Genomic DNA, 25,140 nt, shown 5'->3' on the forward strand with positions numbered 1-25,140 from the left:
ATTATTTAACTGCCTTTGCTATAAATATTGATGTTTCTGTATATTCTCCCTTGCTAGAATGACCTTTACACTTTAAATCTGTATTTTCAATATCTATATTCTTAAATCCAGCATCCCTCAGCCAGCTTTGAATTTGATTATTTGAAAAGCCAAGCCATTCATCAAACATTTCTTCCTTAGCCCACTCACCATTATGCTGCATAACATCTGATATGATTACTGTACCACCTTTCTTTAAAACCCTGTACATTTCCTTTACAGCTTTTTCAGCATCCTTAACATGATGGAGTGCCATATTTATAAAAACAGCATCCATTGATTCATCAAATAAAGTCAAATTGTCAAGAGAAGACTTTAAAAGATAAATATTATTAAACTTTTTAGCCTCTGATGATCTCTTAAGTTCTCTAAGCATATTTACAGAATTGTCTATACTAAAAACCATACTGGCATCTCCTGCAAGGGCAAGTGTTATAAAACCAGTGCCACATCCAAGATCGGCTGTAATTTTATCTTTCACATTTACCTTAGATAAAACCTTATACTTTAATCTTTCCTCAAAATACTCACTCCTTATCACATTCCACTTGGTAGCAATGTTATCAAAATACTGTACTGATCCCATGCTTAACATCCCCTTTTTAAAATTTCATAAAATAAATCCTGCTGTTTAAAATATACGTCATAAAATTTTGTATTAAAGTGCATTCCTTATAAAAACACTAAAAAAACTTCTACCCCTAAAATCTAGAGGCAGAAGTTATCCGCGATTCCACTCTAATTATCATATATAATAAAAAATATGAAAACTCATTAAATTCAGTACTAACATACCTTAACGCTTTAATCGGGCGTACCCGCTGCCGTCTACTAAAATTTCGAAGCAGTACTCAGAGATGCATTCACACAAATTTACATCTAATCTCTTTCAGCCCATGGAGATTTCTCTTTTAAGACTTCCTTCATGCTACTATTTCTCATCGCAGTATTTAACTAAATTTATCTTATTTGTTATATATTATATTATGATTGCACCATTTTGTAAACACTTATAATATAATTTTCTATTACATATCAAAACATTTTTTAATGTATATGCCCTTTGCCAATACTATTTTCCCTTTTAATCCTTTGAAACAGCTACTTAAGTCTTATTTTTTGACTGCTTTCTATCTGTATGACAATTCCATCCTGAATAACTAAAGTTACAGAGCCGTATTTTATTTCTTTTATAAGCTTTGAAACTTTTTGCTTATAATATTCGTCTTTCACATTTTTAGACCCATACGTATTGCGATTTAATTCATTCATGAGAACTCCCCCCCATTACCCCATAATGCAAATCAGTTCTTTTCCATGTATTAATATCTGTATACTATGTTTTTTATTTCAATTAGACAACATTTATAATATAAATGCGCAATATTTCTTACTAAATAAATTTGATTAATATAATTATATATCCTTTTTCTTACTGTAGTCAATAATATTTACAAAATTTATTATAATAAAAATATACAATTACCTAATCACTAAGTCCATGCTGCAAAAATATTTCTTCAAGCCTTTCCTGCGACATAGGCTTTGGAATTACAAAATTCTTATTTTCATCTATAGTTTTTGCAAGAGATCTATACTCATTTGCTTGATTTGAATCTGGATGAAACTGAATTACCGTTTTCTTATTTATTTCCGCCCTTTGAACTTCATTATCCCTTGGCACAAAATATGTAAGCTGTGTCCCAAGTTCTTTAGCAAAAGCCTCTAAAAGTTCCCTTTCATTATCTACTTTTCTGCTGTTACAAATTATTCCACCAAGTCTTACTCCACCTTTATTAGCATATCTTTTTATACCCTTCGATATATTATTTGCTGCATAAAGTGCCATCATTTCACCACTGGCAACTATATATATCTCCTTTGCCTTTCCCTCACGTATTGGCATAGCAAACCCTCCGCAGACAACATCTCCTAATACATCATAAAAAACATAATCAAGATCCTCTGTATATGCTCCAAGTCTTTCAAGCATGTTTATTGACGTGATTATTCCTCTACCTGCACATCCTACTCCTGGCTCTGGCCCACCTGATTCAACACATTTTATATCATTGAAACCTTTTTTCATTATATAATTTAAATCAATGTCTTCTCCTTCTGTTCTAAGTGTATCCAGAACTGTTCTCTGAGCAAGTCCCCCTAAAAGTAATCTTGTTGAATCCGCCTTAGGATCACATCCAACTACCATTACCTTTTTACCTATTTCTGATAAACCTGCTGTTAAATTTTGTGTTGTTGTGGATTTTCCTATTCCGCCTTTACCGTAAATTGCTATTTGCCTCATTTTTATTTCCTCCCAAATTAACATAATCATCTTTCATTAATGCCATAATTTTTTCATCAACATTTTTTAACTTAAGCACTGGCACTGACTATAACTGAGTATATCTTTTCAAGCAAAGTAAGTGCTCCTCTATATCCCACATAAGATTTTGACAAAACCACTTCATATGATGCCGGAAATCCAATTTCCACTATAGAACCTTTAAGCTCTTTAGCTATATCTCTTTCCCACGTAGTTCCAAAAATAATAGGCGGCTTGCGCCCAAAATCGGTTTTTCTTATTTTTTCATGAATAACATAACTGTCCTCTTCAAAATCCACATCTAGTAAGACATCATCTGCTATGTTCTTAAATTCTTCTCTGATACTATCTCTATATTTCTCCGGTGGATTTTCTGTAATAATTGCCTTAGCTGGTATAAGCCCCAATTGATTTACTAAAAACTTTGTAACTGCTAGATTATATGCACTGTCACCTACAATAGCAAACTTAGATGGAAGTCCCCACCAATACTCTGAATAAAAATCAGAAAAATCTTCTAGATATTCATAGTATCTTTTTTCCTCACTTTTAATAAATCCCTCTGCCTTTTCTCTGTCAATATGTGCAAACTCCACTACTTTTCTTAAAAAATCACTTGTTTCCTTTGCTCCTATTGGAATGGTAGAAATATGCAAATAAGGCTGATCATACTTTCCTTTTAGATGCTCTGCTGTTTTAAGTCCAAGCCATGGTGACAATACTAAATTGAATTCTGCTTTGGGAATATCCTTCCACTCGTGAACTCCTTTACTTTCATGACCAAACAGTATGTTAACTTTAAGTCCTATGCCTTCAAGTATTCTCTTTATTTCATTAAGGTCTCCTCTCCAAAAAGTATTAAAATATGGTAGAAGTGCCCACACGTTTACAAGACCTTTTTCTTTTGGTCCATCGTAATCACCTACATATTGATCTATAATAGCTTGGGCTACAAGTTCATGGCCTATAAAATTATTTCCCTTAAATCCACCTGTTTCTGCACACACAATAGGAAGTCCATTTTCACGAAATTCACTTACTACAGATTCTGCATCATCCCCTATAGTATCTGGAATACACCCTGTCATAACAACAAATAAATCTGCATCCATTACCTTAAAAGTACCTTCAATTAGCTCTCTTAATCTGTTTTCACCTCCAAATACAACTTCCTTTTCATGTATATTTGTGCATGGAACAGCAGATGCTCCGCCGTAGCCGCCACCTTGAAACCCATTATAAAATGCTATATTGCCGGTTTGTTTATCAACACATCCAGGTCCACAGTGAGCTATGGGAATTACTCTTGGTATTGCAAAAGCACTGTGCATTGCTCCAATAGCGCAGCCGTACCTTACCTGCTCAATTGAATTTGATTTTTCTTTTATATCTGACATTGCTATTCACTCCTATATTATTAAGCTTCAATTCATAATTAAAAAACGTTTCTAATCAAGTTGGGGATTTTTCGTCATCTAACGAGACGAAAAAGGTTGTAATCAGCTAGCGCCGAGGTGTGAGGTATTAACTTTGCTTCGCTCGTTAATAGGTGAAACCCCGCACCTTTTAGCGCCGTATTTTTGCCGCTAAAACCCTCAACTAAAATTAATTCGCATTATTTGCAAAGTACATAAGGATCAGTCTGCTCAAGCCACCATTTCGTATATGGCAATTTAACATGCTTTGATAAATCCTCATGAAACTTCTTATGGGCAAGTATTTGAAGTATTGTTTCACCTAAATTTATAATTCCCTCATATCCTACTGCAAGGTGCTCATCTCCAAGAGGTGCTGCCGGTATTCCCATTTTTGACGCAAGAGGTGCAAGTCCATTATGTCTTATAAGTATAAAATCAGGTTTTGTGTTTTTAAGGAAAGTATAGAATTGATACTGCTGCCTATTACTTACACTGAAGTTTTTAACATCACCATAATTATTTACTAAGAATTTAAGTGAATTTTTATTTTCATTGTTGTCATACACAGGATCATGGTGAAACACAAGAGAACCATCAACTTCGATTCCAAGTTCTCTAAGTACTTCAATAAGTCCATGAGCATAGGCTGACCCCGTTGCAACATATCCCTTTTTACCCTTTAAAAGTTTTCTAAGTTCACCTAATCTTTTTTCTATTTTTTTATGTTCCTTTGCTATATATGCTTCTGCTTTTTCTTCTCTATGAGTCACACGTGCAAGTTCCCTTATCCATGCATCCGTTCCTGCTATTCCATAGGGCTGAGGTGCCTTTATTTCCGGAACATCAAAATTTTTTTCCAAAACCGCAGCCATGTAAGAAGACAAGGTATAGCAGAATGTAACTGTAGCTGCTGCCTCTGAAAGCTGTTTTAAATCTTCAACGGTCGCAAGATCAACAGCATAATTTACCCTGAGTCCAAGTTCTTTAAGCATTGGAGTGAAAACATCGCTTCCCCAAAGATTGATTACATTAACTAAATCCTCCTGTTTTTTAGGGTGCTTATTAACTATTTGTCTTAATATTCCATGCTGAGTAGCATCAAAGCCCGTGCTCCAATGCTTTGACCTAAAACCTTCACAGTACATAGGTATAACTGGTATTTTAAGTTCTTCCTGCATTTTGGTGGCTGTACTGTCTATATCCTCTCCAATAATACCCGAAGCACAAGAAGTTCCAATAAAAATTGCCTTAGGATGATGCCTATTCCATGCATCTCTTATAGACTGCTCTAATTTTCTAATTGCCCCGAACACCATATCAGTTTCCTTTATATTTGTGTTAATAATCTTAACGTTTTGTATTGGTAAATGTCTAATTGCAAGAGCATTTCTAAATACAGAATTATATTTTACCTGATCTGCACCACAACCTACAGGTGCATGCTGAATCAAAACAGCATCTCTTACATGCCCGGCTTGGCATTCCACCATCTCTTCACTGCAGGTTGAACCCTGTGTAAATGGTCCTATTGCTTCACACAGTTTTTTTCCACCATTGCACTTACAATTTTCGCAAGTGAATGCAGAGTCTCTTGAAAGTTCTGATGTTTTTCCTGTTTTCCAACCAATTATGGTTCCTAATCGCTGCTCTCTAGTTTTTACTACTGACGTATCTAGATTAAATTTCATTTCACATCCTCCTAAATATTTTCATTTTCCATTGTTTTAGCTGCAGCTTCTATTCCCTTCTCTATTGTACTAAATGTTTGAAAGAGTTTTATTCCATTTTCATTTAATATACTGGTTGGCTCAAAACCAGCTCTTATTGCAAGGACTGCACTGCAATCTTTTATTAAATTTATAATACTTGCTATTCTGTCATCATGATTGCCACATTCACTTGGGTCAAAGCAGGACTTCACAGCATTTCTCTTCTCAATAAATTGGCTTTCACCATTTTGGTAATCATAAATATAAAACTGCGATGCATGGCCAAAATGTTCATCTACCATTTCACCTGAGCTGCTTGCAACTGCAAATCTGTAACTTATTTTTTTAATATCCTTATTTCTTATCTCATTTAGATCAAACTTCCTAGATATATCATTATCCAGTGTTCCTATTGCATCTGCTCTGCATTGTTTGCAGTGATACATCTGTTTCAAATACTGGTTACAATTTTTTCTCATACTATTTAGTTCTATATCATTAACAGTAGATCTGTCCTGAAATACACTTCCTTTTACAGGTATAAGAGGCATAATATTAGTCATATATGCACCACATTCCTTTACCTTTTTAACTATTTCAGGTACATGCTCATCATTAATACCTTTTATCATAACTATATTTATTTTTGATATAATTCCTCTTTCAGTAACATATCTAAGCCCTGAAAGCTGATTGTGCAATAAAATTTCCCCTGCTTCTTTCCCCTTAAAGGTCTGTCCTAGATAATTTACAAACTTATAAATCTTAGCACTTATTTTAGGATCTACCGCATTTATTGTTATAGTTATATGGCTAACTCCAAGGTTTATTAATTCATTTGCATAAAAAGGAAGCATTAATCCATTAGTTGAAATACAAAATGTCATGTTAGGCGATTCTTTTTTTATTAATTCAATGGATTTTTTAACCTGTTCAAAATTTGCTAGTGGATCTCCTGGTCCTGCTATTCCAATTACCGTTAAATTTTTTACTTTGTCTTTTACTATTTTAAATTTTTCTACTGCAAGTTCAGGAGATAAAACTTCACTTGTCACTCCAGGTCTTGTTTCATTTACACAGTCATATTTTCTGTTGCAAAAATTACAGCTTACATTACACTTTGGAGCCACTGGTATATGCATTCTCGCATATTTATGTGCAATGCAGTTATAACATGGATGCTTAAGTGTTTTCTCAGCAATATTTTCTAACTCTTCTGTATTTGTAATCATTTTTATATCTCCTTTTTCAAAAAATTCTGACAAAATTAGTATCAAAAAAGGCTAAAGCAACAGAATTGCTTTAGCCTTCAGTTTTCTGATCAACTAAATACGCATTTTTATAATATTATTTATTGATAAAATTACAATAAATGCATCTAATTTATAATTTATGTATAATATACATTGTTTTTCCTAGTTTGTCAATATGAAAACTATAAAAAAAAGAAATTATGAGTTATATATTATTTTCACTATACCCCTTTAAAACTTTAATTGATAAATTTGAAAAATACTTGGCAGCATGTATCAAGGCAGCTTCTTTTAAATTAAAACTAGGTCTGTGCCATTCCGCCGTGCCATCTACTCCCATCCATACAAAAAACGAAGGTACAATGCTTCCGTAAAATGAAAAATCTTCTCCACCTAAATTTTTTTGTGCTTTAACAGACCTGCAGCCTATTTCCTCTGCTGTTTCAATACACAATTTTTCAAATCTAGCATCATTATTTAAAACAGATAAGTACGAATACCATTTAAATTCTATTTTAGCACCTAAAGCCTCTGCCACTCCTTCAGCAGTATTTTTCATAGAATTTTTAATTTCATCCCTCATATTATTTTGAAAAGTTCTCACAGTACCTTCCATCTCCGCCCTATCGGGAATTACATTCCAGGTGTTGCCTGACTGAATTCTCGTTACACTTATTACTACATCACTAATTGGATTGACACTTCGGCTTACAATAGTCTGCATTGCAGAAATCACCTGACTTGATATTACAATAGGGTCAATGCATCTGTCCGGCATACCAGCATGACCACCAACTCCTATGATGTTAATTTCAAACCTATCAACACTTGCCATTAAACTACCTGATTTTATTCCTATAGTTCCAACAGGTAAATCCGGTCTATTATGCATTCCAAATATAGCTTCTACGCCATTAAGTATATCTTTCTTACATATAAATTTTGCTCCTTCACCATTTTCTTCCGCTGGTTGAAATATTATACGGACATTTCCGTGCATTTCACTCTTTCTAGAATTTAAAAGTATTGCAGCACCTAAAATTCCTGATGTATGAAAATCATGACCACACGCATGCATAACTCCAGCATTTACTGAAGTAAAATCAAATCCAGTTTTTTCATTAATTGGCAACGCATCTATATCAGCTCTAAGTGCTATGGTTTTCCCTGGGTGCTCCCCTTTAATTTCAGCAACAACACCAACCTCTAGAGGCAAATCCAAAACATCTATATTATTTTCCCTGAGCCAATTCTTAATGCGTTTAGTTGTTTCATACTCCTTCATTGACAATTCAGGATACTTATGAAGTTCTCTTCTGTACCCAATTAATTTTTGTAGGAGTTCTTTTTGCTTATCATTCATATTAACCATGTATAAATCTCCTTTAACGATTTTCTGATTTTACTGCTTGAAATATTTTTTATAAATTTTAATAATAATAAACTTTTTCGTCTTTCTTATTATCTATAATTCCCATACCCAAAATACAACCCCTGCACATTAAATTAATTAATTTTCAACTCGTGTACCCAAGTTCAATTATAGTATAATATAACATGAAAGCATTTTAAAATAAAGATTATTTATGAAAGCAGTATCAGAAATACTTAAAAAGTTTGTATCGCGTTCAAGCAGAAATTTCAAAGGATTTTTATATAGAATAGCCTATGATAAGACAAAAATAATCAGTACCATACTTAAATTAAAAGTACCTGCGAGTAAGCAAAAAATACTTTTTAGATATGGGGGAACAATAAAATGAAAAATTCAAACAAGGGTGCAAAATATGATAAAATGGTTCGAGAAAAATCTGATGATGAACTCGGATTATTTGATCAATATGAGGATACCTTTATAAAGATAAGGGATAAAATAACAAGATATAATATAAATAGTATAATTGATTTTGGCTGTGGTACAGGTAATTTATGTGGTCCCTTAAGTGAAAAAATTAATGTTATAGGAATAGATAAGAGTTATGAAATGATTCAAGAAGGTAAAAGAAAATATCCAAAAATGAATTTTATTCAAAGCAGTATTTTTGATGTATCAAATATAAAAGAAAGGGCAGATATTGTAGTATCGTCTTATGTATTACATGGATTAATTGAAGAGAAGAAACAAAAAGCACTCTCCAATATGCTATTACTTAATGACCAGAAAAGAGTTATATTAATAGATTTTATGTTTGAAAATATGAAATCAAAAGAAGAATATAAAGAAAGCTTGTTAAGACACAATAGGGCAGACCTATGGGCATTTATAGAAAGTAAAAATTTTTTTATAGTTGAAGAGCTAAAGAACTATATAGAAAAACTTAATTTAAAAATTGCCTTGGAACATGCTGTAAACTTTACTTGGATTGCAGAAATTTGCAAAAAATAATTTAATATCTTAAAAAGGAGTGATTTTATGCCATTTATAAACTCAACAGTAACTGTAAAGCTTAATGAGGCAAAAAAAGATAAATTAAAAGCTGAATTTGGAAAGCTAATAGAAATACTTCCCGGCAAAAGTGAAAGCTGGCTAATGATTGGCTTTAAGGACAATTATCCTCTTTACTTTAAAGGAGAGAAAAAAGACAAAGCAGCTTTTATTGAAGTGAAAATTTACGGAGGCGCAGATAAAGCTTCAAAGAATAAACTAACTTCAGAAATATCTTCTTTAATAGAAAAAGAGCTTTCAATCCCTAAGGATTCCATATATATAACTATTGAGGAAATATCCGACTGGGGCTGGAACGGTGGACTTTTTTAGTAAAGTAACAGTATTTTAGAACATTAAATAAAACTCATAAGACTAAGCCCAAAACAATGAAAAGACTAAGAAATTTTAATAACTCGCTGAAGAGAAGTTCAAACAAATTAAAATTACTAAGTCTTTTCATTATTTTTGACAAAATCCTATTGAATTTTATTTAAATCGTTCTCAAAATATTGTTACTTCCCATAGAAGGTAGAGGCAAGGAACAGTTTAAAAAATTCTAATAAATCTTGGTAAAAAATAATAAAATACTTAGATATTTCAATTTTATCATACACGAGGCTTGGGCTTTAGCCCATTATCCTTCTTTACTTAATATAGGCATTCTCTATATTATAATAGGTTTAGATAATCCTTAATAATAATTCAAAGTTGTTAGCCGTAAATATTAAGATAGTCTGTATTTTATAAAGAAGGATAATGGGTCCTTGACCCAAACCCCACGTATGATAAGCTTTATAGTATTTTTTTAATGTGACAAAGCATTGTTAATTCGCACTGTCCAATTCATCTATATTAATTTCATCTAAAATTTCTTTTAATTTTTTTAGCTCATCCTTACTAAGAGTAATGCCTTTTCCCATTTTAGAGTGAGCTTCATCCCAATCTCTTATGTCTATTTTAGCTTTTCTACCATTCCAGCTCATAATATTTATTTCTTTCTTCCAGCCCCTAGCACCTTCTGATATGACACCAAGGTTCTTAATTATATCAAATTTAACTTCTGCCAACTCAATCACCTCTTATTTTCGTTGAAAACTCTAAATAAATTTCTCAAAACTATTAAAACAATCTAGTCTGGATTGTAACTTCCAATATAGTATTACCTTATCATACTACATATTATAGCATACAAATTAAATTTTACTTGATAACCTAGTATTTATATTGGTTTTAAAAGTATTTTGCTTAAAATAGTTTAATATTTACTTTGTAAAAATATAAATCCATCAATCAAATTTACTTTTAGCTTACAAATTATTAAAAAAAGTTTAACATATTGACAAAACTTAATTGTAACTTTATCATAATATATATATCATACTATTCCAGTAAGAATTATTGGAATAGTTGTAAGGAGAATAAATTATGAATTTAGATTGGAATTTTATCATCAAAAATATACCCTTATATAAAAAAGCAACCCTTTTAACACTTGACATTGCATTTTGGGGAATACTTTTTTCTATAGTAGTCGGAATCATTTGTAGTTTTATACAATATAACAAAATTAAAGTTTTAGACCATATAGTAGGTGCTTATATTGAACTTTCACGTAACACACCACTACTTATACAGTTATTCTTTTTATATTATGGTTTCACCAAGTTTGGTTTAAAGATGGGTGAAAACACCTGTGCAATAGTTGGACTAACATTCTTAGGTGGAAGTTATATATCAGAATCATTTAGAAGTGGCATAGAAGCCGTAAGTAAGTCACAAATTGAAACTGGTCTCAGTATAGGCCTTTCAAAAGCTCAACTTACTAGGTATATAATACTTCCTCAAGCTTTTTCAATAAGTATGCCTTCTTTAAGTGCCAACATCATATTTTTACTTAAAGAAACCTCTGTTGTTGGAGCAATTTCTATTTTGGAACTTATGAATTTAACAAAGGATTTAATAGGCTTATACTATCACACTTTTGAATCTTTGCTAATGCTTGTAATTGCATATTTAATTATAGTTTTACCTTTGTCAATAATTCTTACACTAATAGAAAGGAGGGTTCGTTATGGGGAGTTTGGGAATTAGTGTCGTTTTTCAAGGCAGCAATATTGAACGTTTATTACAGGGACTTTTAGTAACAGGTAGAATTGCCTTTACCTCAATTATATTAGGCTCCGTGCTCGGTATACTAATTGGCATTACACGAACATCAAAATCAAAAATTTTACGTTTTATAGGACGTTTGTATCTAGAAATATTTAGAATAATTCCTACTCTCGTTTGGCTGTTTATTTTTTACTTTGGTATTACTACTGCACTAAGTATGGATTTGGGCGGTGAACTAGTATCCATTATTGTATTCAGTCTATGGGGTGCCGCCGAAATGGGTGATATAGTAAGAGGAGCTTTAGAATCCTTGCCAAAACATCAAGTTGAATCAGCAAAGGCCTTAGGACTTACCTTTGGACAGATTTACCAATATGTACTCATACCTCAAGCTGTTAGAAGAATGCTTCCAGGAGCTATCAACCTAGCCACAAGAATGGTAAAAACTACTTCGCTCGTAGTTTTAATTGGTGTAATAGATGTGATAAAGGTGGGACAAGAAATTATAGAACTATCTCGTTTGCAATTTCCTAGTGCATCCTTCTGGATTTATGGAATTATTTTTATATTGTATTTTATAATCTGTTACCCACTTTCAATACTTTCTAAAAAATTAGAAGCTAAATTTTAAAGATAGTCACATTAAAGGAGGATCATTAACATTATGGAAAATAATGAAGCATTAATTGAAATAAATAACTTGCAAAAGCAATATGGAGATAAAAAAATACTCAAAGGTATAGATATCAGCATAAAAAAAGGTGAGGTTGTTGTTATTTTAGGCCCATCAGGCTGTGGAAAAAGCACACTTTTAAGGTGCATTAACGGTCTTGAAAATGTTCAAGGCGGTGACATAAAATTTTCTGGAAATAGTCTTACTGACAAGAATGTAAACTGGCAAAATGTTCGCCAAAAAATAGGAATGGTATTTCAAAGTTATGAGCTTTTTCCTCACATGACTGTAATTCAAAATATCCTTTTAGGACCAACTAAAGTTCAAAAAAGAGATAAAAAAGAAGCTTTAAAACAGGCTGAGGAATTATTAGATAAAGTTGGACTTCTTGACCGCAAAAATTCTTATCCAAGAGAACTTTCTGGAGGTCAAAAACAGAGAATAGCTATAGTAAGAGCACTCTGCATGAACCCTGAAATAATGCTTTTTGATGAAGTTACAGCTTCCTTAGATCCAGAAATGGTTCGTGAGGTTTTAGATGTAATATTAAACTTAGCAAAACAAGGCATGACAATGTTAATAGTGACTCATGAAATGAATTTTGCCGAGGCTGTTGCAGATAAAATAGTATTTATTGACGATGGAAAAGTATGTGAGACCGCTTCTCCAAAGGACTTTTTTACAGCTCCAAAAACAGAACGTGCAAAACAATTTTTAAATATATTTCAATATTAAATTAGTCTATTACTGACATTAAACATACTAAATGAATATCTTTAATATATATAATTTATACAAGGGGGAAATTTAAATGAAAAATATAAAAAAACTTTTAGCAGCATTAGTTGCAGGAACGATACTTGTAGGAAGTTTAGTTGGATGCAGCAGTTCAAAAAGTTCATCCACTAGCAGTTCAAATAATAGTTCTATCGAAGCTATAAAGAAGCGTGGAGTTATCAGAATCGGTGTATTCAGTGATAAAGCGCCTTTTGGTTATGTAGATTCAAATGGTAAAAATCAAGGTTTTGATGTATATGTTGCTAAAAGACTTGCAAAAGACCTTTTAGGAAGTGAATCCAAAGTTAAATTTGTATTAGTTGATGCAGCAAGTAGAGTATCTTATTTGCAAACTAACAAAGTTGATATAATAATGGCAAATTTCACAGTTACTGACGAAAGAAAACAGCAGGTTGATTTTGCAAACCCATACATGAAGGTTTCTCTTGGAGTAGTATCTCCAAACAATGCAAAAATCACATCTGTGGATCAATTAAAAGACAAAAAAGTTATTGTAGCTAAGGGTACTACTGCAGAAACTTATTTCACAAAGAACCTTCCGAATATTCAGCTTGTAAAGTTTGACCAATACTCAGAAATATTTGAAGCTTTAAAGGATAAAAGAGGAGATGTAATTGCTAACGACAACACAGAGCTTATTGCATGGGCAAAGAAAAATCCAGGCTTCACTGTTGGTGTAACAAAATTAGGTAGTCAAGATACCATAGCTCCAGCTGTTAAAAAAGGCAACAAAGAACTTTTAAACTGGATTAATAGTGATCTTACTAAACTCGGAAAAGAAAATTTCGTACACAAAGCTTATGATGCCACTTTAAAATCCACATATGGAAGTGAATTTGAAGACAGTCTCGTTGTTGAAGGTGGAAAAGTAAAATAATATTATAAATTATAGCCTACTAAATTTAATTCCAATGGTCTATTACATTAAAAATTAATAATTCGTAGTTTAAAAATAACAAAAATCAAAGAAGAATTAAGAATAAAGGATGATAGTTATAAGTTTACAAGTTTTTCATAGTAGAACGTAGAAAAGTTACCATCATCCTTAATTCTTAATTTATTTTTTTATGCTATTAATTCCTTTTAGTTTACTTCTCAATATTTTTATTTAATGCAGCATCACCACACTTTTATTTTAAAGTCCACACTTTTTAAACGCCTGTTTCAAATCATTTATTATATCATCAGCATCCTCAAGACCTATGCTAAATCTAAGATGTCCATCTTGAAATTCCTCAGGATAGAAATGATTCCTCTCATCATCGGGTCCCGTGTACACAATTAAACTTTCATCATGTCCAAGTGATACAGCTGAAATAACAAGTTCAAGAGAATTTACAAATTTATTGTGTGTTACTACATCTGCTTTGAGTCCAAATGCCATTACTCCAGAGTACATACTCATCTGCTTTTTAGCAATATCATGCTGAGGATGGCTTTGAAGTCCTGGATAATAAATAAATTTTACAGCAGGATAACTTTCAAGGAATTTTGCCACCTTAAGGGCTGTTTCACTGTGCTGTTTCATACGCAGGGGAAGTGTTACTACTCCTCTCATTATTAGCCATGCATTAAAGGGACTTATAGCTCCTCCAACATTAACCATAGCCTCAGCTTTTATTTTGTTAATAAGTTCTTTTTTTCCTATTACAGCTCCTCCCATAGCATCGCCATGACCATTTATATACTTTGTAAGACTATGAACTACAAGATCAGCTCCAAGTTCAAGTGGCCTTTGAAGGAATGGTGAAGCAAAAGTGCTGTCCACAGATAAAAGTGCTCCTGCTTTCTTGGCTATCTTTGATATTTCTTCAATATCACTTATTCTTGTTGTTGGATTTCCTGGTGTTTCAACATGTATGAGTTTTGTGTTAGGACGAATTGCTTTCCTTATTTCATCTAAATTTGAGGTGTCCACAAGAGTTGCTTCTATCCCATATTTTTCAGGCAAATACTGATTTAAAAGTCTATAAACTGCAATATAAGATACATTTGAACAAATAACATGAGAATCCTTATCAAGAAATGAGAAAAACACACCTGCTAGTGCAGCAACACCACTTGCTAAAACAACACAGTCTTCCCCACCTTCTAAAGCTGCCAGTCTTTCTTGAAGATAAAGCTGATTTGCAGAAGTTGTTCTAGTATAAATTACATTGTTAGGATCACTCCAATTAAGAGTAGATGCATCATCTGGAAGTCTATAACTATTTGCCATGGTAATAGGACGCCTTATAGCTCCCGTTTCTTTGTCTATGTCGTTACCTACATGTATGCACTTGGTAATAAAATTCATTTTTTCTTGGTTACGCATAAAAATACCTTCTTTCGTATATATTCGTATATAAATATTGCGAATTAACATTGATTTGTAACATCAAAAAATTAATAATATAAGCAAATCATTTCATATAATTCAAATATGAATAGTTGTATTATATGGAATTATACCACAGTCTTATTTATGATTCAATATTTTTAATTATCCTTAATTTGGATTGTGTTCAATTATATGGTATAATAAGTTTTGATTATTTATACTAATTTTAGGGGGAATTATCATGAATAAAAAACTTTTAATGACAACTGCTGCAGTAGTTATATTCTTAACTTTAAGTGGACATGCTTTAACAAATACTTCCGCTTCTACTGTAAAAACTGCAGCAGTAGATCCTTCTGATGAGATTTATCAAACATCAACCATAAACTCACTTATGCAGGGAGTTTATGACGGTTCTACCACTATAAAAGAACTAAAAAGACACGGCAACTTTGGAGTTGGAACTTTTAATGGGCTTGATGGCGAAATGATATTTTTAAATGGACAAGTATATCAAGTAAAATCCACAGGTAAAGTAAAAGTTGCTACAAATACTCAAAAGACTCCTTTTAATGACGTTGACTTCTTTAAGGCAAATAAGAAATTCACTTTAACAGACATAAAAAGCATAAATGACCTTGAAGGCAAGCTTGATAAACAGCTTCCATCACAAAACATTTTTTATGCTTTTAGAATAAAAGGAAATTTCAGCTATGAAAAAACTAGAAGTGTTTCAAAACAAACTAAACCATATATAGCTTTATCAGAAGCTGCAAAGTATCAAAAGTATTTTGAAAAAAATAACGTAAGCGGTACTATTTTAGGTTATAAATGCCCTGCTTATTCAAATGGAGTAAGCGTTGCAGGCTACCACCTTCATTTTCTATCTGATAACAGAAAGTTTGGAGGACATGAAATAGACTGTAAGGCAAATAAAGTAACTGTAGAAGTTCAATACTTATATAAACTAGATTTAAATCTTCCAAATGACAAAGACTTTCTCAATGCAAATCTTTCAAAAGACCAGAGCAGCGATGTCAAAAAAGTTGAGAGTGGAAAATAAAATAGTGTAATAATAGCATATCCGCTATACTTTAAATTAGGGAATGGGCATGCTACTTTTAATTCCAATATTTTAGATATACAAAAATATCAACATCTTATATAAGTTTAAGAAATGTAACAGGCTTGCACCAAAACCATGAGTGTGATATTATGTTTTTTAGATAATTTATTACAGACAGTTCGTTCGCACCATCCTGTCTATAAACAAAACCAGGGCTTGAGACAAAATGTTATCATGTCTTTAGGCGCTCTTGCGCTTTTTTTATTTGCCTTTTTTGTATATAGGAAGCTGTGGACGCATTTATAGGAGGCAAAATGAAAAAGAAAAAACTTTTTACTACTAAAAAAATTGTACTTTCCGGACTTGTAATAGCTATTTACACAGTCATTATGTATTTCACACAGAGCTTTTCTTTCGGGCAGTATCAGATAAGAATAGCAACGTCTTTATATTCACTTAGCGCAATAGATCCAATTTTAATAATTCCTCTTGGACTTGCAAACTTAATATCAAATTCCATTATGGGCGGCATGGGCATTTATGATATTGTAGGTGGATGTCTTGTTGGAATAATAACTAGCAGCGTAGTTTACATTATGAAAAGACTTAAAATGAATGACATTTTCATAGCTATACCGATAATACTAGGGCCAGGACTTTTAGTACCAATCTGGCTGTCACCTACACTTCATATTTCTTATAAAATTCTTGCTGCAAGTCTTTGTATTGGGCAAATAATTCCTGCAATTGTAGGCGTGCTTTTATTAAAACAGCTAAAAAATACAACAGTATTTAAATAGTCGCAAATATAAGTTTAAACAACTAAAAGGTGGTGATTTTATTCTCAAAATCACCACCTTTTTTACTTAAATACTATTTTGAAGCTGCTGGAAATTTGGTTATCTTACCTGACAAATACTCCTTCATAAGTATTACATCAAGAACATTAACACTTCCATCTCCATTTAAATCTGCTGCTTCTAGATTGATTTTTGTACTTGAATCTTTAAGATATTTCTTAAGCAAGATTAAGTCATTTACGTTTACTACATTATCGCCATTTATATCACCATATACTACAGGTGGCTTACTTTCATCAATATCACCATAGATGACACCTCTGCCATTAGTTCCAAAATAAACTCTTCCATATTTGTTAGGATCTCCTGTTATACAGTAATTTGGGCTTCCATATTGATGATCATCATCATTTATTCTTGTCCAAGTAGCTCCTTCATCATCAGAACGAAATACTCCTGTAGTTCCGCTAATTGTAGCATTCATATATATAGCTGGATATCCACCATCAGTTTTTGACTTTCCAAAACCAACTGTCTCTGAATCATCAACACCGGATACCTTAGTAAATGTTGCACCTGAATCAGTTGAATGCAATAATCCATTTTTTTCACCTGAAATCCAAATGTCTCCTTCATGTCCTATGACAGTCTTAAAAATATTATTGTTAGTTTTAGGTAAACTTGCTGCACTTGCAGTAAATGTAGCTCCTCCATCTGTACTAACATAAAACTTTCCACCACCAAAAGCATAGAATTTCTTTGGATTTACACGATCTGATCTAACCTTTACTGCTTGAGGAAGTCCTTTGCACGTAGTCCATGAAGCACCAGTATCAGTACTGTATGCTGGACTTGCACCTTCAGCTGGAGACCATACAATAGTTTTAGCATCAGGTGATACTGCTACAGTTCCCGGTTTATAAACCCCCTGTATATTGCTCCCAACCGAATTCCAGTCTTTACCACCATCATAAGAAACTCCACAGTCCTTATCCTGAGAGTTCTTACTAGTATCAACATCTCCAACACGAACAACGAAATTAGGAACATTCTCTGCATAATCGATACTTGATGCACCATTAAAGGTTGGTGTTGTCATCATCCTACTTGGAACCTTAGTTATATCCTCATGATAGAATCCGCAATTATCACCAACACCACTTAAAAGTTGTGCGCCTTTTGATGGACATACAACATCATTTACAGCACACTCTTCAATTCCATCTGCTTTTACTGAAATATCTATCTTCTTGCCTTTATCCCAGTTGGTTAAATCATCAGTTCCATAAAGAGTTGCACCTGTCCCATAGAACATTCTATCTGAATTAAACGGATCAATTTCTAGATCTCCCATCATCCAGCCTAATTTAACTAGTGGATCTGGTGGAGTTACTCCAGTTTTACCCCAATCAAGCCAAGGCTGTTTTGAATAGTCTAAATTATAATTTAAATTACGATTTGGATATCCAGCCCAGTCCCATATAGGTTTCCATGTCTTTCCTGCATCTGTACTTCTGTATATTTCTTCATCTGGCCACCATCTATTTAGTGTTGCAACTATAACAGTATCAGGATGTTGTGCATCTACAGCAATACCTCCGTAACCTCCTACTTTACTATCTCCTACTGGAGGTGGAGTTATGTTTGTCCATTCACCTGTCTTTGTATTATACTTCCAAACTTCTCCGTCAGTTCCTACATATGGTCCACAATTGTTGTTGTAGGATACATAGAGCATGCCTTCTGAATTGAGTATTCCATGCTGAGGCAGATATCCTGTTGGCTCACCTTTTATAGGATTCCATGTTTTGCCTGCATCATGACTGACATATATATTATTTCCAGTTTTGTCTGCTGTACCAACATATATAGTTTGAGTTGGACTTCCTTTTGTTCCTGTTGTAGGATCAAAAGTTTCCCATACTACCCCAACTTTATCTGCTGTATACTCACTAGAAGAATCTTGAACAAAGTCACCCGTATCGGTAAAACTATCTACTTTTGACCAGGTCTGTCCATAATCTTCACTTCTCCAAAGTCCATTACCGCTTCTAGCTCCTAAATAAAGTATTTTATCATCATTAGGATCTATCTGAAGTCTTTCACCCATGTTTCTTCCCGGCATATTGCCTCCTACCTTAAATGGAAGCTCATATTTCTGCCATGTATTACCTTTATCTTTTGAACTAAGAATATATCCGTTTTCATTTTGCCAATCATTAGTATAAAGACCTGCTGCTATATACACACGATTAGTATCAATTGGGTCTGTTGCTATACTCTCGCAACCTTGAAGTGTCCAATCTGCGAAACCATCAGTAATTGATACCCATTTATTATTCTTAACATCAAATCTATACGCTCCTCCCATATCTGTACGAGCATATACTAAACCTTTTTCAGTTTTATTAAATATAACTGCTGGAACATATCCTCCAGCTTCAATTTTTACATTATCCCATTTATATTTTTGCGTTGATACAGTTTGAGTAGTCGCTGCTGCTACTTTACTTACATGTGCTTTCCATGGTAAAATTCCAGCCGAACTAGTTACAGCAAGACTAATCCCTGCAACAATGCTAATTAATTTTTTATTCATTTCTTCACTCCCTTTTACCCAATTACTTTCCCAAAGATCTTTTTAATAAAATTAAGTCCAACACATTGATATTTCCATCATTATTTATATCTGCATTAACAGTATTTATTTTAAAAGAACTATCAGCTAAATATTTTTTAAGTGCTATAACATCTAATACATTTACAACACCATCACCATTTACATCACATGCTAATGTATTATCTGTCTTATCTATATTAAGTTCAGGATGTGCTTTAGTAAAATTAGCAAAATCAGGTGCAGTTGCATTTTGACAATTTATTTTACTGTCAGTCCAGGACCACAACATGTATCCACTATACCCATTTTTAGCTAGCTGCTCCAGTACCTGCTGATGTGATTCCTTAACTGAAGAATTCTGCATATCAGGCATTACTTCTCCTAATATAACAGGCTTGCCAAGTTTAACTTTAAGCTGATCAACTGATGTTTTTAGTGGATTAAACCATGGCGTTGCCCAATCATACCAGTGAAAATCGTAGAAATCTAGGTTAAGTCCTGACCAAAAATCATACTGCTCTCCTAACCATTTCAAACTAGCTGAACCAACACTTACTGGCTGTTTTGCATATTGATGTATGCAATCAACCATGTCTTTAACAAATGATCTTAAAGTACTTAATGAAAACGTGGTAAGTTCTTTATTAGGTGCTCCTCCATCTGTATCTGAAATCATCCATTCAGGCTCATTTACAACATCCCATCCCATTATACCTGGGTTAGTACCAAGCTGCTTAACAATAGGTGTTACCGCATTATCTATAAAACTTTTTCTTACCTTTAAATCATCAATAATATTTCCATGATAAAAATTGTTAGTAGTTCTAGCTACATCAAAACTTGTGAACGTGAAATATATTTTCATGTTTTTAGAATTTGCATAATTTGCAGCTTCCTCCATATGATCTACCCATTTATCAGGAAGTCCTGTACACAATCCACCTTTAGCATCTGAGAAAAGTGGTGCTGCCCACGAATCACAAAAAACCCACCATCTAACCGCGTTAACACCTTTTGACTTCATATCATCAAAATCAGCTTTTATTTGTGTGAATCTATAATCCCAACCATTATCACTGAAGTCATTTCCCCAATCCTTCCAGGCATAATTTGCACCAAGTGGAAAATACTTAGTACCATTCATCCAGTTTATTCCCCCAGTTGTACTCTCTGTAGTTGTCGTGCTTTCCTTCGTTGTAGCTGCATTTACTTTTGTAGCAGAAAAGCTCATTAAAGTAGTTAAAAAAACACCAGCTACTAATGCAGCAATTGTCCTTTTTCTTTTCATTGCGTAGCCTTCTTTCAAAATTAATTGTAATAGTATGAAACTAAACTTATATATGCTGCAAAATTGCATTACATATATAAGTTTAAAATTTCACTAATACTATTATTTAGTAAGCATTTTCTTAAGTTGTATAAGATCTAATACATTAATATTTCCATCACCATTCATATCCATAACTGCAGTATTTACCTTTAAAGTTGTGTCACCTTTAAGATATCTTTTAAACAATATGAGATCCAAAACATTTACGACTCCGTCGTTATTCAAATCTCCCTTTAATGGCGTTACTGATCCATTGTCTCTAACATCTGGATCATTTATTTTTTCAGCTGACTGACCTTGTCCATAATATTTTGATATGCCAGCTAAAGCTCCAACAAAGCCTGCATTATAATCTATAGCTACTTCAGAATGCTGATAGTCATCTATACTCTCAGTATAAACATCGTTCTGATTAGGACCTCCAACTAATGCTCCATAAAGTATATGCTTTTCAGGCTGAGTCTTCTTTTCACCTTTAGTTTCGTCTCTTCCACTTGCAGCTCTATGATGCGGGAATTTAGGATAATTACTACCAAATCCTACTTCATAGGACATATTAGCTGGATTACTTCCAAGTGCATAGTCAACCTGTCCTTTTGCAAGATCAAGAGCATCAGGATCATTAGTATCTTTATAATATACAGCAGCCATCATAGCTTCTGCTTCTGAATATCTTAATGTACCCCAATCTTCACGCCATTTAAGACCTCCTGGAGTAGTTTTAATTGAATTTCTCCAATCATTTATATTTTTTTCAACAAGCTTTTTGTACATATCAGTATTATTACCTATTTCACACCTTCTAACGAGAACTCCGCCTAAAACATTGTCCCAGCAGTGTGTCCAGTTAAAATCATAATATTGATTTACATTTTTAGATTGAAGAAATGAATCTGCATCACTCATATAACTATTGTCATTAGTTGCCGAATAGAGCCATACTGCTCCCCATGCAAGATCATCCCAGTAATCTGAAGATGTATAATATGATTGAGCCTGACTAAGACCTTTATAATTCTTACCTAAATTATATAGTTCTTCTGCTGCTGTAAGGCACTTATTTGCATAATTTGCATCTATATCTTTATAGTTTATATACATAAGTGCCAAAGCTGCTGCTGTACTTCCACATACATCTGATGCTGGAGTTCCTGGAGTTGCCTTAAACATAGTCGGTCTTGATGTCGGCTGAGTTTCTGGCGGTCCCCAATAACTGTGATCTGTATCTCCGTTTCCACATTGATAATAGAAAGTATCTTTATCAGTATGACATTTTAAGAAATAATCAGTAAAATGCTTTAATATATTAAGCATATACTTATCTTGTCCCTTTTCCTTAAATGTGTCTTTAAATTCATAGTAAGCCCATCCTAAAGTAGATGCTGAATATGCCTCTGTGATACCAAACTTTACATGGTCACCTGCATCGTGAAATCCACCTGTCAAATCAAGTCCAACATCCTTGCCATCATTTTCATGACATGCAGATCTCCATTTAAATCTATTATTTTCCTGACCAGAGCCGCACCAATTTGCCTCATAGAACATAATTGATTTTGAAAAAGCATCTGCATAATTATGATCTTGATTGGTATCCGCCGCTGATACATTAAAAGGAACAACTTGTGCAGCCACTAAAAAGCACGCCGTTAAGCAAGCCGTAAGTTTTTTCATTATACTCCCCCCTTTTTATTAAACGTAAGTTTTGTCATCCCTGTATAATTTTTTATAACTATATTATTTGTTTGATATAAGTTTTTTAAGAGCAATTAAATCTAGTACATTAATAGTGCCATCCTTATTTAAGTCTGCTGCTTTTACATCTATCTTTGTACTACTATCCTTTAAATATTTTTTCATTGTAATAAGATCTAATACATTTGTAACTTTATCTCCATTTAAATCTCCAGGAACACTATTATCTGCATTTAGAACAATATGAACCGCAGTAAGTGCTGGTATTTTATAAGTGAATTTATTACCACTTATTGAAGATATAGCATCTTTCTGAGTAACCTGTGAACTATTGCTGTCAAAACCCCATACCTTACCAGAAGTAAATGTTTTATCACTATTAACATTAAAGTTAAAATTCATAGGAGTATTATAATTTTTGTTCATAACAATTATGTCCATTTTACTTCCATCATTACTAGTTGTAGCCGCATAAGTTGAACTATTATCAACATCTGAAGTATCACATTTTACGTTTGTATCTCCATATTTTGAGCCTGCACCATCATAATTGTTATATAAGTTAAATGCAGCTTGTACATATGAATTATCTTTTTCACAATCCCAGAAATTTGCCATATATACGCCCTGTTTTCCAAATGTACCCAATACATCAGCCTCTGCTATTCCACCTGATATATGATTTTCACCGCCATAGTTATACTCTGTAAATGCAAGTTTTGTACCAGGATTATATTTATCAATTGATGCTTTAACCTTAGGAATTAATGGGAGCCCCGACTTACCCCATTGGCCTATCCAGCTATCCTCAGTGTAATTTGGATCCCATAAAGTTCTTGGTGCCTGCATTCTAGCTTTATTACAATCTATATTAGTAATATCAACATTACCAGTATCTATTCTACTTCCGCCGCCTTTAGCTTCTGGATACCAATGAAGATCAAGTACATCAATAAGTCTCTTACCTGCTGCATCTGAATTTTTCTTCATTTGGTCTAGATAGTAATCTATGAACCATTGATAATTACCACTGCTCTGAATACTTTTCCAATCAGCTGCATCATTAAGTGAATTATATGCACTAAAACCAAATAATGCAGGTCCAAAAGTTTCTGCTGTTGGATCTACTTTTTTTACAGCTTTTGAAAGTTCAGTGTTTTTATCTACAACTTCTTTGCAGGTAGTCTTATCAGGATGAACAAGTGGATGAGTGTTTGGCCAAAGTGTTGGCTCATTATCCATTTCATAACCCTTTATTCCCTTTGAAGTTGATGCTTTTCCATACTTATTTGTAAGGTAATTTACAAATTCATCCATATAAACAGTGTCATCAGTTGTATCCGGTGTAAGTGATAATGCTGTAGGTTTATTAAATTCAACCTTTTTCCATCTTGATGATGGCGCAGCACCAGGAGTATTAGTTGAATCCTTATCAGCTGCAACATAGCCAGCTGCCTGAAGATCTACAAGTGAATAAGGTACTCCCATTGCAAGAGATTTGTCATGGAAAGTTGTATAAACTGAAGCCGGCTGATCATATTCATCCTTTGGAACATCATAATTAGTTAACCAGTAATCATCGCTTTCATTTTTCCAATCTGCTCCTGCATTAGATGAATTATTCTCCCAGTTATATGCTGTTGCTCTATTTCCTCCAATTCTTCTTGCCTGTACTTTTGCATTAGATAAATCCTGGTTAGTGCCATATACATATGGACTTATAGCTGACTTTTCTGCACTAGTGTCAATACTTACATTTATATCATTAGTCGTATCTGCTAAAGCACTTATACCACTTGTTGATACTGTGCTGCATGCGAACATCAGCATAACAGCTAAAGCAATCTTTCTATTTCTCAAAATAAATCCTCTCCTTTTACTTATTATTTATTTCACATTAATACTTCCATTTTGAAAGTTAACGTTAACTTTTTTTAAATCCTTATTATAAAGGCTTTTATCTCCACTAAATGTTATTTCAGTTTTACCTTTTTTACTTCCGTCTTTTATCTTAAAATTAACTGTGGCAAATGCGCCATCCTTGTTTATTAATTGTTCACCCTTGCTTCCATCTGCGTATAAAAATGCTATTTTTCCATTTCCATTGTCAGTTTTGTATTCAAAATTATCTTTACTATCGTTAAGAATGTTTCCTGCTGAAACACTGGCAACCTCTAAAATATTTTTGTCATATGTCAAATTGAATTGACAACCGGATATTACATTCTTATTAAGATTATCAATATTAATATTTACACTTACATTTTCATTTGGCTTTCCAGATGCATTACTTATTTTAAAGTTCATGCCGCCTACTTCATTGTTAGACACTTTTGTTTCAGCATTCTGGTTTTTATTTTCTTCTTTTGCTGCTGCAGTGTTAGAATTTTTTATTGGAGCTTTCTTTACTGTATTTTGTTTTCCAATTCCTACAGTATTAGGCTTTTTCGTTCCAGCGTTATGCTTTGTACGTCCTATACCAATTCCAACAACTATAACTAAACATACAACTATAACTAAAGCTACTACATTTCTTTTCATTAATATCTTCCT

The 25,140-nt window shown here is 33.0% G+C and carries 23 protein-coding genes and 1 other annotated feature; of the genes, 9 read left to right on the plus strand and 14 right to left on the minus strand.

Annotation, left to right across the window (positions count from 1 at the left end):
- Position 1: 1 nt before the first annotated feature.
- The 7 genes from BEE63_RS04830 to BEE63_RS04860 form a co-directional block, all read right to left on the minus strand.
- The gene (locus tag BEE63_RS04830; protein ID WP_066020299.1) at positions 2-625 is read right to left on the minus strand and encodes a class I SAM-dependent methyltransferase; all 624 of its coding nucleotides are present in this window, start codon (positions 623-625) and stop codon (positions 2-4) included.
- Between the two features lie 121 nt (positions 626-746).
- Positions 747-993: a binding site (T-box leader), on the minus strand.
- 147 nt (positions 994-1,140) lie between these two features.
- The gene (locus BEE63_RS04835; protein WP_066020300.1) at positions 1,141-1,311 is read right to left on the minus strand and encodes a YezD family protein; all 171 of its coding nucleotides are present in this window, start codon (positions 1,309-1,311) and stop codon (positions 1,141-1,143) included.
- A 214-nt stretch (positions 1,312-1,525) separates the two neighbouring features.
- On the minus strand, positions 1,526-2,344 hold the full coding sequence (gene nifH, locus BEE63_RS04840; RefSeq protein WP_066020301.1) for a nitrogenase iron protein: 819 nt from the start codon (positions 2,342-2,344) through the stop codon (positions 1,526-1,528).
- 71 nt (positions 2,345-2,415) lie between these two features.
- Positions 2,416-3,762 (minus strand): nitrogenase component 1, encoded by a 1,347-nt coding sequence (locus BEE63_RS04845; RefSeq protein WP_066020302.1) that lies wholly within the window; start codon positions 3,760-3,762, stop codon positions 2,416-2,418.
- 218 nt (positions 3,763-3,980) lie between these two features.
- On the minus strand, positions 3,981-5,471 hold the full coding sequence (locus tag BEE63_RS04850) for a nitrogenase component 1 (RefSeq protein ID WP_066020303.1): 1,491 nt from the start codon (positions 5,469-5,471) through the stop codon (positions 3,981-3,983).
- 11 nt (positions 5,472-5,482) lie between these two features.
- Positions 5,483-6,724, minus strand: coding sequence for a nitrogenase cofactor biosynthesis protein NifB (gene nifB / locus BEE63_RS04855; protein ID WP_066020304.1), 1,242 nt, complete (start codon positions 6,722-6,724; stop codon positions 5,483-5,485).
- Positions 6,725-6,950: 226 nt separating this feature from the next.
- Positions 6,951-8,117, minus strand: coding sequence for an amidohydrolase (locus BEE63_RS04860; RefSeq protein WP_066020305.1), 1,167 nt, complete (start codon positions 8,115-8,117; stop codon positions 6,951-6,953).
- 214 nt (positions 8,118-8,331) lie between these two features.
- On the opposite strand from BEE63_RS04860, the gene BEE63_RS21940 reads away from it, so the two are divergent.
- The 3 genes from BEE63_RS21940 to BEE63_RS04870 are packed head-to-tail and all read left to right on the plus strand — an operon-like array spanning position 8,332 to position 9,503.
- Complete coding sequence (locus BEE63_RS21940) at positions 8,332-8,508, plus strand: hypothetical protein (protein ID WP_207646930.1); 177 nt, start codon at positions 8,332-8,334, stop codon at positions 8,506-8,508.
- Positions 8,505-9,131, plus strand: coding sequence for a class I SAM-dependent methyltransferase (locus BEE63_RS04865; RefSeq protein WP_066020306.1), 627 nt, complete (start codon positions 8,505-8,507; stop codon positions 9,129-9,131). Before BEE63_RS21940 ends, BEE63_RS04865 begins: the two co-directional genes overlap by 4 nt.
- A 27-nt stretch (positions 9,132-9,158) precedes the next feature.
- Positions 9,159-9,503, plus strand: a complete 345-nt coding sequence (locus tag BEE63_RS04870) for a phenylpyruvate tautomerase MIF-related protein (protein WP_066020307.1) — start codon at positions 9,159-9,161, stop codon at positions 9,501-9,503.
- A 494-nt stretch (positions 9,504-9,997) separates the two neighbouring features.
- Here the strand turns inward: BEE63_RS04870 and BEE63_RS04875 are convergent, their stop codons facing one another.
- Positions 9,998-10,240, minus strand: coding sequence for a YdbC family protein (locus BEE63_RS04875; RefSeq protein ID WP_066020308.1), 243 nt, complete (start codon positions 10,238-10,240; stop codon positions 9,998-10,000).
- A 358-nt stretch (positions 10,241-10,598) separates the two neighbouring features.
- On the opposite strand from BEE63_RS04875, the gene BEE63_RS04880 reads away from it, so the two are divergent.
- From BEE63_RS04880 to BEE63_RS04895, 4 genes are all read left to right on the plus strand, one after another.
- Positions 10,599-11,264: an amino acid ABC transporter permease gene (locus tag BEE63_RS04880; protein WP_066020309.1), complete on the plus strand. Its 666-nt coding sequence runs from the start codon at positions 10,599-10,601 to the stop codon at positions 11,262-11,264.
- On the plus strand, positions 11,245-11,916 hold the full coding sequence (locus tag BEE63_RS04885; protein ID WP_066020310.1) for an amino acid ABC transporter permease: 672 nt from the start codon (positions 11,245-11,247) through the stop codon (positions 11,914-11,916). The genes BEE63_RS04880 and BEE63_RS04885 overlap by 20 nt, the downstream gene beginning before the upstream one ends.
- A gap of 33 nt (positions 11,917-11,949) precedes the next feature.
- Positions 11,950-12,693, plus strand: coding sequence for an amino acid ABC transporter ATP-binding protein (locus tag BEE63_RS04890; protein ID WP_081312469.1), 744 nt, complete (start codon positions 11,950-11,952; stop codon positions 12,691-12,693).
- Between the two features lie 76 nt (positions 12,694-12,769).
- Entirely contained in the window at positions 12,770-13,633 is an 864-nt protein-coding gene (locus BEE63_RS04895) for a cysteine ABC transporter substrate-binding protein (RefSeq protein WP_066020312.1), read from the plus strand.
- 258 nt (positions 13,634-13,891) lie between these two features.
- Here BEE63_RS04895 and BEE63_RS04900 read toward each other — a convergent pair whose 3' ends face one another.
- The gene (locus tag BEE63_RS04900; protein ID WP_066020313.1) at positions 13,892-15,070 is read right to left on the minus strand and encodes a trans-sulfuration enzyme family protein; all 1,179 of its coding nucleotides are present in this window, start codon (positions 15,068-15,070) and stop codon (positions 13,892-13,894) included.
- A gap of 247 nt (positions 15,071-15,317) precedes the next feature.
- Here BEE63_RS04900 and budA point away from each other — a divergent pair, with 247 nt between their 5' ends.
- Both budA and BEE63_RS04910 read left to right on the plus strand, forming a co-directional pair.
- Positions 15,318-16,139 carry an acetolactate decarboxylase gene (gene budA / locus BEE63_RS04905; protein WP_081312470.1) on the plus strand — a complete coding sequence of 274 codons (822 nt, stop codon included), beginning with the start codon at positions 15,318-15,320 and terminating at the stop codon, positions 16,137-16,139.
- 317 nt (positions 16,140-16,456) lie between these two features.
- Positions 16,457-16,942: a QueT transporter family protein gene (locus BEE63_RS04910; RefSeq protein ID WP_066020314.1), complete on the plus strand. Its 486-nt coding sequence runs from the start codon at positions 16,457-16,459 to the stop codon at positions 16,940-16,942.
- Between the two features lie 73 nt (positions 16,943-17,015).
- On the opposite strand, the gene BEE63_RS04915 is transcribed toward BEE63_RS04910, so the two are convergent.
- The 5 genes from BEE63_RS04915 to BEE63_RS04935 all read right to left on the minus strand — a co-directional run bounded on the left by BEE63_RS04915 (position 17,016) and on the right by BEE63_RS04935 (position 25,128).
- Entirely contained in the window at positions 17,016-19,541 is a 2,526-nt protein-coding gene (locus BEE63_RS04915) for a dockerin type I domain-containing protein (protein ID WP_066020315.1), read from the minus strand.
- Between the two features lie 22 nt (positions 19,542-19,563).
- Positions 19,564-20,850: a dockerin type I domain-containing protein gene (locus BEE63_RS04920; RefSeq protein WP_066020316.1), complete on the minus strand. Its 1,287-nt coding sequence runs from the start codon at positions 20,848-20,850 to the stop codon at positions 19,564-19,566.
- Between the two features lie 102 nt (positions 20,851-20,952).
- Positions 20,953-22,566 (minus strand): glycoside hydrolase family 9 protein, encoded by a 1,614-nt coding sequence (locus BEE63_RS04925; protein ID WP_066020317.1) that lies wholly within the window; start codon positions 22,564-22,566, stop codon positions 20,953-20,955.
- Positions 22,567-22,629: 63 nt separating this feature from the next.
- Positions 22,630-24,447, minus strand: a complete 1,818-nt coding sequence (locus tag BEE63_RS04930) for a glycoside hydrolase family 44 protein (protein WP_242874691.1) — start codon at positions 24,445-24,447, stop codon at positions 22,630-22,632.
- A 27-nt stretch (positions 24,448-24,474) separates the two neighbouring features.
- Entirely contained in the window at positions 24,475-25,128 is a 654-nt protein-coding gene (locus BEE63_RS04935; protein ID WP_066020319.1) for a cohesin domain-containing protein, read from the minus strand.
- Positions 25,129-25,140: the final 12 nt, after the last annotated feature.

It is taken from the genome of Clostridium pasteurianum (genome assembly GCF_001705235.1).
GTDB classification, from domain to species: Bacteria; Bacillota; Clostridia; order Clostridiales; family Clostridiaceae; genus Clostridium_S; species Clostridium_S pasteurianum_A.